A 13,702-nucleotide genomic window follows, 5' to 3' on the forward strand; every position below is an offset into this window, starting at 1 on the left:
GGGATCTTTATTTTCACGGGCCTTATACTGTGAGCAAAGGGCGGAATCAAGGAGGGAATTCTATGGAAACGCAAATTCAAAAGCTACTGTGTGAGATTGAGGAAAAAGAAAACTGCCAGATACTGCTGGCGGTAGAGTCGGGAAGCCGCGCCTGGGGATTTGCCTCTCCGGACAGCGACTACGATGTGCGCTTTCTGTACGTACGCCCTAAAGAGAGCTATCTGCGTCTGGAGCGGGTCCGGGATGTGATTGAGCTGCCCATCAGTGACCTGCTGAACATCAACGGCTGGGATCTTGCCAAGATGCTGCGGCTGCTCCACGGCTCCAACCCCACCGTATTCGAGTGGTTTTCTTCGCCCATTGTGTACAAAACCACCCCGTTTGCCGATGCGCTTATGCCGATTCTGCAGCGGTACTTCCTGTCCAGAAAAGGGCTGTGGCACTATCTGCGGATGGCAGAAAGGAACTACCAGGAGCATCTGTGCCGCGAACAGGTCCGGGCCAAAAAGTACTTTTATGTGCTGCGTCCCATCCTGGCCTGCCGCTGGATCCTGGCAACCGGAACACCGCCCCCGATGCTGTTTTCTGAACTTGTAGCCAGTCAGCTCCCGGCAGAAATGCTGCCGGCCGTGCAGGCACTGCTTGATTTAAAGCAAAATGCGTCGGAAATCCAGCTGATTCCCCGGAATGATTTCCTGAACACATATATTGAGCAAAGCCTTACAGAACTGCGGCAGGCCGTGGAAAGCTATCCCAGAGAACCCTGCCGGGATTGGACAGAACTCAACCAGATATTTCTCTCCGCCCTGAATGCGTGATACAGAAAGAGCCTGCCGCTTGCAAGCGGCAGGCTCTTTCTCGTCAGATTCTTATGGCAGAAGGGGATGTATAACCAAGCTGTTTTTGAACCCGCTCCCGTACCAGCTGGATAAAACGATCCGGCGCTTTGACCTCCAGTACCGGGCCGAAAGACAGTACACGGATGAGCAGTTCGGTTTCGTCATCCCGGTCGTACCGGATCCGGATCTCGTATTCTCCCACGCTTTTTCTGCGCGTTTCCTTTTCAAAATGGGAGAAATGCAGCAAAACCCGTTCCAGCCCATTGCGTTCATCATGCAGCACCAGAACCAGCTCTTCGGTGTGCGTTTGCGGCGGAGAAAACGCGGCTGGCGGGTACGGGTCCAGCAGTGTGCAGGAAGAAACACGGCCCAGATTGATCCAGTTTACCGCGCGTTTTCCCGATGCCAGAAGCCGGAATTTGTCATCCTTGGCGGAGTATTCCAGCCGATGGGGGATACATACGAACGAATGACGCGCACCGTTTTTGCCACGGAACGAAATGCGCAGTTTTCGCTTTTCACGGATCGCCTGCAGCACGGTGCGAAAGCAGGCAATGTATGTCGAGTCATCGTACGGGTCGCCGTCCGCGTAGCGGTCAAACGGCACAAACACGTCCGGAGAATACAGCGGCTGTACGTTCTCCAGCCCGCTGGCATCTACATCAAACAATGCTATCCGGGGATCGGCAAGCAGCGCTTTCATCCATCGCTTTTCCAAGAGTGTGAGCGGCATGGTAGGCTTGTGCCGCAAAACAGACCGCATACTATCGTCCAGCAGCGGCCATTCGCCCGTCTGCAGCGCGCGGGGGATGGCCAGCGTGCTTTCTGAAAATGCCTTTTCCCGCACAATAGCGGTCAGCCGTGCCTGGGTCAGCGGCGCATCAGCGGCCTCTGTCAATATTGCCGCCACTACCCGGAAATAGCTGCCATATATCTCACTGAACAGCATCGCCGCCACCTCCGTAAAGATCCGCCATTCGCTTCAGGTCCTGATAAAACTGATCCGTAACCGCCGGGTTGCTGCATTTCAGTTCCAGGATCCGGCCGGTAAAGGTGCGCAGCCAGGGCAGCATTTCTGATGCGTCGTACACATCTGCGGTAAAACGGCAGGTCTGTTCATCCAGCACCTCCACCGTGCCGTGGCGTTTTTCCCGCCAAAGCCGCTGGAGGATAAACTCCTCGCCGGGGCCGTACCGGACCGTCATTTCCAGGTGATCCAACCGCCGGTCCGTTCCAGTGGAAACGCCCCAGAGATGCCCGTCGAATCGCGTTTGCAGGGCAAGATAATCCTCAAACTGCTTTTCTGTATTTCCCGGGAGGATCTGCTGGATGGTATCCAGGCGGAAAAACACCATCCGCCGGCCCCGGTAGTGATAGCCCAGAAGGTATTGGCGGCCGGTCTGGGTACTGCGATAAATTTTGAGCGGACAGACTGTACGCTGGTATTCCTTTCCGCCCCGCAGGCTCTGCAGCGTCAGTTCCACCGCCCGCCGTTCGTCAATGGCCAGCAGCAGTTCGCACAGGATATCGCTGTCCAGTGCGTGGAGGATGTAGTGATGCTTGAAGCGGAACCCATCAAATGATCGGCCCAGCGCATCCATGAGGAACGATCCGATTACCCCCAAAGGGTCTTCCTCCGAGAAAAACGCCAGCGCATCTTCCCAGGAATCCAGCGCCGGATGCTCACTGTCCGTACGACGGTAAAGCACCTCGCGGCCGCTCTTTTCGGCGCGCAGCAGCCCCAGGCTTTCGTACTCTTTCAGCTTTTTGCGCACAGTGGACTCATCCAGGGTATGCGCATCCGTAAACCGCGAAAGATATACCGTACAAATGCGATCGGTCATCTCGCCCGCGGAAAGCGCACTGCCGTCCGCTAAAAGGTCCAGAATATAGAAATGCAGCGTTATATCTTTGTCGGTAAAGCTTTTGGCCTTGAACGCCTTGTACAGGGGATTGTGCGGGATACGCCGGCTGTCCATGGAAAGGAATACGTTTTTCCCGCCGGCATCCTGGTGAAAGGACATATGCTCACCCAGCCAGCTTTCCACGCGCCGCCGCTCGTTATCGTAGCTGCGGACACTCTTTTCGGTATATTCCTCCCGGCTTTTGAACCCGTACACATAAAATTCGCGCATATAGCTGCGGATACGCGCAAAGTTCTTAATCAATTCACGGTAGGCCATGCCTTTCACCTCCTGTCTGCCGCCATTGTATCATAAAAGGGGGAAGGAGTAAAAGAATGCCCTCTGCTGAATTTATTTGGATATTTATAAAATCAGAATTGACTTTTCAGTTTTGCGCATATATAATCAAGTTAAAGAACACTTGAATACCCCCGACGAAAAAGGAGGATATGAAATCATGGATACCAGAATGGATGCCCTGCACAGCTATCTGAAAACACAGAATGCCTTGTACCGCCAGCAGGCCAAAACGCTGCTGGCGGATGACCGGGGCGATGAGTCCCACTTTGAAACCATACGGGCCAATATCTTTGAAATCTTTGATACGGTTCTTTCCGCCGGTGAAAAAGCCTGTGCCGGGGATCCGGATAAGATTTGGCGGTTCTTTTCCCAGAAACTGGAGCAAATCCCCGCCAGCTGGTCTGCTTCGTATGAACACGCCCGCCAGCATGGCGATACTGAAACCATGCAGATTGAACGAATCAAACTGGAAGCCGCCCGTGCCATAACCAAAGCAGCCGATCAGATCTGGAGGGAAGCCGTATGACAGAAACGGAAGCTATCCGGCTGTTCAAGTGCTTGTCGGACAAATCACGGTTTCAGATTCTGAAATCCCTTGCTATCGAGGACATGTATGTGGAGCGGCTGGCGGAACGGCTGGGTATTACGGCAGCCACTGTGTCGTTTCATCTGAAAAAGCTGACCGAAGCGGAGGCTGTTACTTCCTACAAAAGCCAGTATTATACCATGTACTCGCTGAATCGGGAGCTCTTTGCTGTCCGTTTGCTGGATATTTTGCAGGAAGAATCGGACGAAGCCGACCTGCTGGCACAGCGGGATGCCGAGTACCGGCAAAAGGTGATAGACGGCTTTTTTGTATATGGAAAACTGAAGGCCATTCCCGCCCAGCAGAAAAAAAGGCGGATTGTTCTGGAGGTCATTGCCGGCGCTTTCGAGTTTGGCCGCGTGTATTCGGAGCGGGAAGTCAATCTTCAAATTGCTGATTTTCACGACGATTTCTGTACAATCCGCCGGGACCTTGTGGCAGAGGCGTTCTTGACGCGCGATGAAACCGGCTATCGGCGGGTTATGCCTTCCCATCCGGAAACATGATAGCGTTTTACAAAGCAGAGTAAATATAACAGTGGGGCGGGAATGGCGCTGCATAAAGCGTCATTCCCGCCCCATTTTCATAGCATCAGCAGCATGGCCGAACTCCAAATCCCAGCTATGCCCAGACAAAGGCCTGTAAGCGTAAGCCGCAGGATCGGCATTACGCGGTTATTCTGCGCTCCTTTGATCCCGTTTGGATTCAGGCAGGCAAACAGGATTGCCAAGAAACTGGCCCACAGACACACAAGCGGCATCAGGCAGCTCAGCCAGCCTAAAACAACGGATACCCAGCCCAATACCCGGGCCCCGGTAAAGCGCGGGTACTCTGGCGGTTGGGGCGGGTCTTCGGTGTAATCGTCGCGGATCGGAAAGAATTGCACGGCAGACAAGGCAAATGTTTCCTTGTCCGGTGGGGAAGAGTGGAAGTTGGCTTCCGGTGCCGGCGGCAGCATCCCGTAGGTCAGCCACATATGGGCTACCAGCAGCCCCAGCAGCGGTGCCGATACCCAACTCAGCAGAATAATCGAGGGTGATTCGGTGACGCTCCCGGCCCAAATCAGCAGCAGGACAGCGCACAGGGCAATCAGCGCGGTGCGCCCCCACAAAAGCGAGCGTTTGATCTGCATAGCATCACTCCATTTCTTCCAGCCGGTCCAGCGCTTCAGAAAGCTCCTTGCGCGCCTTTTCAATGGCCCGCCGGTCCCGCTGCGCCAGTACCTGCTCAAACCAGGTCAGCAGCCGGTCAACCTCCTGGCGCACCGCGCCGTGCGTTTCCTGATACAGCCGTTCGCCGCGGAACAGCAGCAGGCGGTTGGGCTCCTCCTCACGGGGTGGAATCTTCAGGTACTGCAGTTCTTTCAGCCGTGCCTGTACCTCTTTCTCGGAAAGTACGCGGCTGCCATTCTGAATCACTTTCCGGTGTTTCTGCCCGGTAGAGTTCACCAGAACCTCCACCTCCAACAGGGAATTGATGTCGTAGGTAAAGGTCACTTCTACCGATTCAGCCCCTGCCTTGTTGGGCGGGACCGGGATGGTCAGCTCACCCAGCGCCAGATTATCCCGCGCCAGCCGGCTTTCCCCCTGCAGTACCACGATGCGAACTTCTGTTTGCTGGTCGTGAACGGTGTAGAACCGCTGGGTACGGCTGACCGGAATCACGGTGTTGCGCTCAATGATCGGCGCGTAGTGCCCGTCCTCCCGGAATACCCCGTTATAAGCGGAAACCTCCACCCCCAGACTGAACGGGCATACATCGGTCAGAATCACCTCATGCAGTTCGGCCCGGCGTTCCTTGATCGCAGCCGCCAGCGCCGCTCCCTGCGCAATCGCCTGGTCCGGATCCACCCCGCCAAGAGGTTCCCGGCCAAACAATTTCCGGCAGAAGCTGCGCACAATCGGGCTCTTGGACGCACCGCCCACCAGCAGGATTCCGTCGATCTCATCCGCGGAAATTCCGGCATCCCGCAAGCTGCGCTCTACAGGTTTCCGGATGCGCTGCAGCAGCGGCTGGCAGGCCTCCTCGTAGTCCTTGCGGCTGATAGCTGCCGAATAGGTCTGTCCGTTCAGCTCACAGGTCACGATGGCAAGGAGCCCTTCCGAAAGTGCCAGCTTACCCAGTTCCGCCTGCCGGTATACCCGGAAGGCATCGGCAGGGGAGAGCGTTTGCAGATTCAGCCCTGCCCGCCCTGCAAACAGTTCCGCCAGCGTGCGGGTGAAGTCTTCGCCGCCCAGGAAGTTGTCGCCAGCGATGGCATGTACCTCAAAGATATTCTGGAAGCGTTCCAGGATGGAAACATCCAGCGTACCGCCACCCAGGTCAAACACCAGATACCGGCCATCTTTTCCCTGGTCACACAGCCCGTAGGCAATGGCGGCAGCCGTAGGTTCATTTACGATCCGTTCCACGCGAAACCCGGCCATCTCTCCGGCCAGGCGGGTTGCCCGGCGCTGCTGATCATTGAAATAGGCAGGCACACTGATAACTGCTTCTTCCACCGGCTGCCTCAGGAAGGCTTCGGCATCCTCTTTCAGGCTGCGCAGCACCAGGCTGGAGAGTTCCTCCGCGCGGAATACCCGTCCGCCCAGTCGGAACTCCCGGCCGGTACCCATGCTGCGCTTGAACACCGAAGCCGTATCCAGCGGATACAGCCCGGCCCGCGCCTGAGCGGTACGCCCCACATAGACCGTGCCGTTTTCGTCCACGCTGACTACCGAAGGGGTCAGCAGTTCGCCCAGCCGATTGGGGATCAGCTGCGCGTTCTGCCCGTCCACACAGGCGATCAAACTGTTGGTTGTACCCAAATCAATTCCTACTATCATCGCGTTTTGCCCATCTTCTTTCTGATGCGTTTTTCCCAGTCCCGAAAATCGACCTCGTCCGGATACCGTGTGCCCCATGTCCGGCACAACTCTGCCGCTTCTTTCAACTGGCCTTTTTGCTCCAGCAGCAACGCCCGCAAGGCAGCCGCATCCTTGCATTCAGGATATACGCATTGCGCACAGAGTGGGCTGCTTTCTGCCTGATCAAGAGCCGCCGCCGCATCGTTGAGCCGTCCTGCTGCAATTAGAAAAGCGGCCTTTCGGGTATAGAACATAGTCTTGTTGTACCGGCTACAGTTGCGTTCCAGCAGTTCCAGGCCGCGCCCGGCAGTTTCTTTCGCTCCGGCCTGATCGTTGGACCAGAGCTGACATTTTGCCAGCCGGTCCAGCTGTTCATCCTCGTCGGGGAGATCCTGCGACAGTTGGCGGAACATCCGCATCGCTTCCGGGTACCGCCCCATCGCCGCATACAGATCTCCCAGTTTCATACAGCAGTCCCGGCTGCTCTGGGCACCGCGGCGCAAGGCCTGCAATGCCATCCAGTCCCGGCCTGTCTGCCGCAGCAACGCTGCCCATTCCTGCAGGTACACCGGTTCCAGCGGACAGGCAAGCCGTCGCCACTCCCGCAGAGCTTTTTGTGCCCTGTCAATCTGACCGGCTTGGGCCCACAATTCCGCCAGCCGACGGCAGTCATCATACTGATACTCCGTCTTTACGTTGTGGCTCAATAGTTCCGCGGCGCCATCCCAATCACCCCGGCGACGCAGCAAAAGCGCCAGGCGCCGCCGCATCAGCACCCGATCCCGGGCGCGGGGCATTGGCAACGACAGCGCCGCCCGATAGGTAGACTCCGCTTGCCTATAGTGCTTTTGCAGCAGATGCAATTCCGCAAGATTGGCCAAGAACGCCGGGCAGCGGGGCGCCAGTTCCAGCGCGCGCCCCAGTTGTGTTTCCGCTTCACCAAAACGTTCGAGTTCCTGCAGGCAGAGTCCCAGCAAGTTGTGAACTGCTGCGCTCTCCCGGTTCTTCAGCTGCTGTTCATAGGCCTGTACCGCCCCGGCGTAGTCTTGCCGGTAAAACTGCAACAGACGCCCTAGTGTTTCAAATGCGGAATCATGCCGGGGAGCCAGTGTGCAGAGGTTCCGGCAGGCCGCGATCGCTTCATCCACCTTGCCGCAGCGGCGCAAAAGATCCACCTGCAGATCCAGCAGGCTGGTACTGCCCGGATCCGCCCGCAGCCCTTCTTCCACAAGGCCCAGCAATTCCGCTGTGTTCAGGCTGTTGTACTGCAGGCAAACCAGACGGAAGAAAACCTCTCCGGCAAAATCCGGCGGATTCTCCCGGCGGCAGACCGGCAAAAGCGCCTGATAGTGTTTCAGCGCCGCCTCGCTGCGCCGTTCGTGGTTCGCAAGCTGCCCCTGGCAGAACTCCATAACCGGCCCGGTCACCTTGGCTTCTTCCAACTGGGTCAGCAGCTTTTTGGCGTCCTCCCACTGGTTGGCCAGCAACAGGATCCGGCATTGGTATAAAAGGCAGCCTGCATCCCGACTCCCCGCCAGCTCCATCGTTTTGCCAAAAGCGTCGTAGGCTTCCTGAAGCCGCCGCATGCGAAAAAGCACCTCACCGCACAAAAACGTTCCGGTCGGGTCCTCCGGCATCAGCTCACGGTATTGCCCGGCTGCTTTGAGCGCTTCGTCCAATCGGTTGGCACGCAGGCAGAACTGCGCCAGCAGTTTACGGCACTCGCTGTCTTTCGGCCACTGGCAGCTGAGTTCCTTGAGCAGTGCCATTGCCTTTTCCTGCTGCCCCAGAGAGAACAGGGAACAAGCCTGCAGCCGCTGAGACTCAATCAGCCGTACGGTATCCACCGGTTCTTTCTGCCGCAGCGCCAACTCCCACACACGCAGGTGTGCCAACGCATCCTTCCACTCGCGCCGGGCCAGTTTCACCTTTGAGGCAAGGTTTTCATACTCCAGCGTGCCGGCCAGTTCACCAGGCAGAGCCTCTACTATTTCGTTTGCCTTGTCCGATTTATGCAGCTGGTGATAGCACCAGGCCAGTTCGATGGCATTGCCTGTATCTTCGGGACAGGCTGCGTACCGCTGCTCCAGTTCCGGCAACAGTTGTTGGTTCAGCTTATTTAGCGCATCCAAGATAACCTGGTTATTAGGCAGCATCCGCACCAGCTCCAGGTACAGGGCTTTGGCTTCCCGTTTGCGCCCGCTCCGGCTCAGGCAAAGTGCCAGGTCAAACTTTGCCTGAGCCAGATGCGGGGCTGTGTCCAATATCTGCCGCAGAATACGTTCTGTCTTTTCGTAATCCTCCCGCTGGGCCGCCAGCTGTGCGTCCACCAGCATGGTTTGCACATCACCGGGCATCTGGCTCAGTACCACATCTACCAGTTCCTGCGCCTGATCCAGCTGACCGCGCAGCCGGGCCAGACGGGCACGGCACAAGTCGGTATAGGGATGGCGGACCCTGCAGGACTCCATCCGTTCCAGCAGTGTCTGTGCCTGATCCGCCTGCCCATCCGCCAACGCCCGGAAACACTGCGAGCAAGTGCGCAGATAGACATCGCAGTCCGCTCCATCCTCGCATTCCAGCGGCTCATAGGGAACCTGCTCCCTGTAGGCAATACCCGGCAGCACTACGTTGTCAATAAAGGCAGGCAGAAAAAGCCCCCGCAATTCCGGAGCGTTCTGGCGCAGGGAAAACGTTTCTTCCAGCAGCTGCCAGATTGCGTGGGGCAAAAAGTAATGTTCCGCCAGGTAGCGAAGCAGATTGTCCCGGGCCTGTACGCGGTTTGCCGGGCGCTGGCAATATTCTTCATTCAAGAGCCACTGCCATTCTGCCGCGTTCCGACGACGGCGTACGTCCCGATATACTTCGTCTACCTGTGCAATCCAGCGATCCGCTTCGTTCAACGTACCGCTGTCAGCGGCTGCAGCCTGTTTGGCCAACGCCAGAGCCTGCTCATAGGCGGCACGCAGCTGCTTGAACGCTTCGGGATCATCTTCCGGGTTCGCGCCGGACAGGCGTGAACGATAGGCCGCTGTAATGGCCGCTTTGTCTGCGGTTGGATCGATGCCAAGTATTCTCCAGATATTCATGGAACACCTCGCTGCCCAGAGCCAGCGCTTTTCCGGCCTGGCCCTCCGTGCTGTATATTGTTTTATTATAGCACAGAAATACGGTCAGAACAGCAACGTGCAGTTACCTGTTCAGAAGCCAGCATATACCCTTGGCCGTGCGCTCCGCTGCCTGGTCAAAGTGATTCCCCTCATTCAGTTGAAACACCGTCTCAATTCCGTCAGCTTTATAAAAAGCTGCCATCTCTTCCGTATTTTGTTGGACAGTTTTCAGAATCGGATTCCGGGTCTTGCTTTCTCTATTTCCCAGGGAAAGGTACAGGCAATCTGGCCGCCGCTTTGGTTTGTGGGCAGCAATGTACTCTTTCATTCCGGGAAACCACAGTGAGCCGGACATACTGCCCACACGGGAAAACATATCCGTCTGGTACATCGAATACAAGGCAAACAGGCCCGCCAGCGAGTATCCTGCGATTCCACGCCAGCGCGGCGCCGCAAAAATTTCTTTTTCTACCGCCGGAACAATCTCCTCGGTCAAAATCCGCAGGTAATCATCGGCGCCTCCTGTGCAGGGTTCGCCATTTTTGAAGGCCGGCGGGCTGTTCCAGGGTGTCATATCATGGTTCCAGTCCAGATTGCTGATGGCAACCAAGGTAAGCGGAGGACAACCAAGGATCTGTGCAGCTTTCCAAACCACTTGTCCTTCGCCAGAAAAGGTATTGAGATATATAACCGGCACATCCGGCTTACAGCCCGGAAATACTGCGATGTGTTTGCCGCCCGCTTCAAAATCGATCATTTCAGGAATCACACACTTTCTATGCATAATTTTTGAGGATAGCTTAATGCAGTCTGCTTGCAATACATAAACACGATATGCCACTCACATAGAATTTGCGGTCATTCAAAAACTAACAAATAAGCTAACAACGTACAACTCTGATTGGTTCAAAAAAGTGAAAATCCCCGGGAAACGGCTTACTTTAGCCATTTCCCAGGGATTGAATTTGGAGCTGGAAACGTGACTTGAACACGCGACCTGCTGATTACGAATCAGCTGCTCTACCGGCTGAGCTATTCCAGCAAAGGCAAGTCCATCAAGACAGCACATCTATTTTAACGAAAAAAACAGCCCGCGTCAAGTACCAGACCGAAAAATCGGAAAACGTATATCAGTCTAGGCTGAAATCCTCCGGTGAAAACTCCGGCAGTTTCGGCTGGCGGCGGGGGATACGGCGCAGCGGGTCATATACATACTTACGGCACTGGTAATAAGGGGAAACCGCTCCGCGGAAATTGCACAGAATCATCTTTTCGTCGGCAGTCCGTCGGCCGTGCTGACAATACTCACAGGCGGGGGAAATGGTGGCGCCGTACAGCGCATTTCTGCGAAACATGGGCAGTTCTCCTTTCGTTTTGCGTTTCTATTATACCCACCACCGCCGGCATTGTAAAGCCGATTCCGATTTACACCAGCAGCAATCGATTTCATTTATCTCGTATCTTGTGATCTATTCTGTCCCGCCTGAGCACCGTCTGGTACCTTCCTTTTGCAGACGGTACGCTACAAGACAGCACAAAGCAAACAATGCCAGCGCCGCATCCGGACGTGCACGGGTGGAAAGCAGCAATACAGGCCCTACCGGCAAAACCACCTGGGCCGTCAGGTCCGGCATCAAGCGAAGCGCCAAATGCAGCATTCCCAGGCTTACAGGCACATGGAGCACTCGGGTAAAAAGAAGTGGCTTCAAAGACACACTTTCCGGTAAAAGAGTGCGAAGCTGCAGAAAAACAGAGCCGCTCAGCATGCTCAGGGCTGCGCAGCAGCCATAGATCGCTCCGTTTCCGGGCAGGCGGGATGCTTCCAGACAGCCACTGGTCACTTCCAGCAGCATTGCGCCAAGGGCAGCAATACGATCATCCAGGCGAAAAACAGGTGCCACGGTTTGGTACAGGCACCGAAACAGCACAACTGTACCGCAAATGGCCAGCATTGCCTGCGCCGATTGCAGAATGATTAAAGATAGTCCGCTTTTTTCTTTGCCATCTTCTGTCGCAGCCAGGCAAGAAGAATTGCAGCGAATCGGCAGCCGCAAAAATCGTGCTGCCGCAAAACCACAAAAAAGGCTGGCGGTTGTTTGGCTGATCACCAATGCCCACCCGACAGCCGGTGATCCCAGCATAAGCATGCCGACACTGTTCACCACAAAACCCGGGCCTGAACCGGCGCAAGCCACCACCAAAGCCTGCGCCTGCCTGTCATCAATCTGGTTATGCTGCCGCAAGCGGGCCACGCATCTGCCTGCCGGTGCAAAGCCGCCCAACAACCCCATCAAAAGTGCCGCACCGGCAGATGGGGCGGAAATTCCCAGCAACCGCAAGTAAGGCAGAAAACCTCGTCCCAAAGCACCCGCCGCCGGACAATCCACTACCATCTGACAAATGATCAGGAAAGGTAACAGCGCGGGGATCAGCTGTTCCGCACAGCAGCGCAGCCCTTCCTGTGCGCCTTGCACCACCTGCTGGGGAAAAAGCAGCATCAACCCCAGCAGCATCACAGCAGCTGCACTCTCCAGCGCGCGTTCCAAGCGGCAGTGATTCATAATCCAATCGCCTCCCTCCATATAATAGTAGCGGCGCGCCCGATGGGATAGAACCTGCGCGTGCGATTCTTTCGTAAGGGGGCGGCTGAATGAGCAAAAAGTCCAGCAGCCGACAGATTTCCAGCCATGTACCGGCCGGATTTTACTTCCGGCCCCGCCTTCACTTCACATTTCCCGGCGAACTGGAAGTCGAAAACTGTAAAGGCATACTGCTTTGCACAAGTCAAATGATTCGTTTGGACCTTGGCAAACAGGCCGTGCTGGTTCGCGGAGACGAGCTGCGCCTGCTCTCGGCCCAGAAACGTTTGCTGCGTATCTGTGGCCAGATCATTTCCATCGAGTTTTTATCCGGAGAGGAGGCTTCCGTCCTATGAAGGAAAGGGTACGTCGTTTGTCGCTCCGTTCCGTAGTACGCATCCGTGCTGTGGGCGGGCGCTATGAAAAGTTCCTGAGTGATTGCCTGGATCGAGGGATTCCGCTTTCTCAGATTGAACCTACAGACGAAGGCGTGCAGTTGACGGTTCCGGCCGGTTCCTACCGACGACTTCATCGTTTGGCCCGCCGCAACCGTACCCGGCTGCGGGTAGAACAGCGCAACGGCATATGGTTTCAGATCCGCTTTCTTCGAGGGCGATGGGGTCTGATCGTAGGAGCAGCCGCCTTTGCCGCACTACTTTGTGCTCTGCAGAATCTGATCTGGACAGTTGAATACACAGGCATCAGCCTGGCGGCACAGGAAACCGCTGCCGAAATCCTGTATGAAGCAGGGCTCTGTTCCGGTGCATGGGTCACGCCGGAATTGCTTGAAAAAGGAGAACAAGCCCTGCTTCAATGGCAGGAAGTGAGCTGGGCTGCTCTGAACTTTCAGCAAGGACGTCTCATGGTAGAAGCAGCTCCCGCATTGGACACTCTATCTGTAGAATCCAACGAACCGGTAGATTTGATCGCCGCAGCAGATGGGGTGATCCTATCGGTAAATGCTCAGGAGGGATTTGTTTGTAAAACAGCAGGACAAACTGTCGCCAAAGGGGACGTGCTCATCGCTGCCCATCAGCCGGATCGAAACCAGACCGTGCGCAAAGCGCATCCCAAAGGTGAGGTAATCGCGCGGGTCGAGCAGACCTTTACCTGCGAACAGCCGCTTCGCTATCAGGTAGACGCTCCTTCCGGGATTCTGGAAAGCCAGTACACTTTACAGTCTTTCTGGGGTTTCTGGACGCCGGTTGAAAAGGAATTGCCGGAAACCGGGGAGCAAAAAGTCTATCACCGGCCGGTTTCCGTGGCAGGATTTTCCCTGCCCGCAACCCTGACGGAAACATTATGGATAGATCATAGCGCGCAATGGATGGACTTGGATGCTGACAGCGCCCGGCAGTTTGCACGGTATGCCTGCATGAAAGCACTGTATACCCAATATCCTGGTGCTCAGATCCGCACCAGCACGGAAAAGGAGAGCTGGAGCGATCAACTGTTGTCCTATTCGGTTACTGTATGCTTCGACGCAGATATAGCCCGTGCTGCGGACGTGGAAGAACCATGAAAAATTTTGTGTAAGA

General features: G+C 56.0%; 13 protein-coding genes and 1 tRNA gene. 5 read left to right on the forward strand and 9 right to left on the reverse strand.

The genetic code is table 11. The features are described from left to right. Window positions 1–62: 62 nt before the first annotated feature. On the forward strand, window positions 63–818 hold the full coding sequence (locus tag B5E65_RS02800) for a nucleotidyltransferase domain-containing protein (RefSeq protein WP_087170254.1): 756 nt from the start codon (window positions 63–65) through the stop codon (window positions 816–818). A gap of 43 nt (window positions 819–861) precedes the next feature. On the opposite strand, the gene B5E65_RS02805 is transcribed toward B5E65_RS02800, so the two are convergent. Continuing rightward, window positions 862–1,788: a WYL domain-containing protein gene (locus B5E65_RS02805; RefSeq protein ID WP_087170255.1), complete on the reverse strand. Its 927-nt coding sequence runs from the start codon at window positions 1,786–1,788 to the stop codon at window positions 862–864. Next, complete coding sequence (locus B5E65_RS02810; RefSeq protein ID WP_087170256.1) at window positions 1,775–3,022, reverse strand: WYL domain-containing protein; 1,248 nt, start codon at window positions 3,020–3,022, stop codon at window positions 1,775–1,777. The genes B5E65_RS02805 and B5E65_RS02810 overlap by 14 nt, the downstream gene beginning before the upstream one ends. Window positions 3,023–3,200: 178 nt before the next feature. Here B5E65_RS02810 and B5E65_RS02815 point away from each other — a divergent pair, with 178 nt between their 5' ends. Beyond that, the gene (locus B5E65_RS02815; RefSeq protein ID WP_087170257.1) at window positions 3,201–3,569 is read left to right on the forward strand and encodes a hypothetical protein; all 369 of its coding nucleotides are present in this window, start codon (window positions 3,201–3,203) and stop codon (window positions 3,567–3,569) included. Next, window positions 3,566–4,135 (forward strand): DUF2087 domain-containing protein, encoded by a 570-nt coding sequence (locus tag B5E65_RS02820; protein WP_087170258.1) that lies wholly within the window; start codon window positions 3,566–3,568, stop codon window positions 4,133–4,135. Before B5E65_RS02815 ends, B5E65_RS02820 begins: the two co-directional genes overlap by 4 nt. A 77-nt stretch (window positions 4,136–4,212) precedes the next feature. On the opposite strand, the gene B5E65_RS02825 is transcribed toward B5E65_RS02820, so the two are convergent. The 7 genes from B5E65_RS02825 to B5E65_RS02855 form a co-directional block, all read right to left on the reverse strand. Then, window positions 4,213–4,761: a hypothetical protein gene (locus B5E65_RS02825; RefSeq protein ID WP_087170259.1), complete on the reverse strand. Its 549-nt coding sequence runs from the start codon at window positions 4,759–4,761 to the stop codon at window positions 4,213–4,215. 4 nt (window positions 4,762–4,765) lie between these two features. Beyond that, the gene (locus B5E65_RS02830) at window positions 4,766–6,454 is read right to left on the reverse strand and encodes an Hsp70 family protein (RefSeq protein WP_087170260.1); all 1,689 of its coding nucleotides are present in this window, start codon (window positions 6,452–6,454) and stop codon (window positions 4,766–4,768) included. Next, on the reverse strand, window positions 6,451–9,564 hold the full coding sequence (locus B5E65_RS02835; protein WP_087170261.1) for a tetratricopeptide repeat protein: 3,114 nt from the start codon (window positions 9,562–9,564) through the stop codon (window positions 6,451–6,453). Before B5E65_RS02835 ends, B5E65_RS02830 begins: the two co-directional genes overlap by 4 nt. Window positions 9,565–9,667: 103 nt before the next feature. Then, entirely contained in the window at window positions 9,668–10,342 is a 675-nt protein-coding gene (locus B5E65_RS02840) for an alpha/beta hydrolase (protein WP_087170262.1), read from the reverse strand. Between the two features lie 209 nt (window positions 10,343–10,551). Beyond that, window positions 10,552–10,627, reverse strand: a tRNA-Thr gene (locus B5E65_RS02845). Window positions 10,628–10,715: 88 nt separating this feature from the next. Further along, a complete protein-coding gene (locus B5E65_RS02850; protein WP_087170263.1) occupies window positions 10,716–10,940 on the reverse strand; it encodes a hypothetical protein in 225 nt (74 codons plus the stop codon). Between the two features lie 114 nt (window positions 10,941–11,054). Further along, the gene (locus tag B5E65_RS02855) at window positions 11,055–12,146 is read right to left on the reverse strand and encodes a hypothetical protein (protein WP_087170264.1); all 1,092 of its coding nucleotides are present in this window, start codon (window positions 12,144–12,146) and stop codon (window positions 11,055–11,057) included. Window positions 12,147–12,235: 89 nt separating this feature from the next. On the opposite strand from B5E65_RS02855, the gene B5E65_RS02860 reads away from it, so the two are divergent. Continuing rightward, complete coding sequence (locus tag B5E65_RS02860) at window positions 12,236–12,520, forward strand: YabP/YqfC family sporulation protein (RefSeq protein WP_087170265.1); 285 nt, start codon at window positions 12,236–12,238, stop codon at window positions 12,518–12,520. Further along, window positions 12,517–13,686, forward strand: coding sequence for a sporulation protein YqfD (locus B5E65_RS02865; RefSeq protein ID WP_087170266.1), 1,170 nt, complete (start codon window positions 12,517–12,519; stop codon window positions 13,684–13,686). The genes B5E65_RS02860 and B5E65_RS02865 overlap by 4 nt, the downstream gene beginning before the upstream one ends. The last annotated feature ends 16 nt before the right edge of the window (window positions 13,687–13,702 follow it).

Source organism: Gemmiger sp. An120, from assembly GCF_002160955.1.
In the GTDB taxonomy this organism is placed as follows: Bacteria; Bacillota; Clostridia; order Oscillospirales; family Ruminococcaceae; genus Gemmiger_A; species Gemmiger_A avium.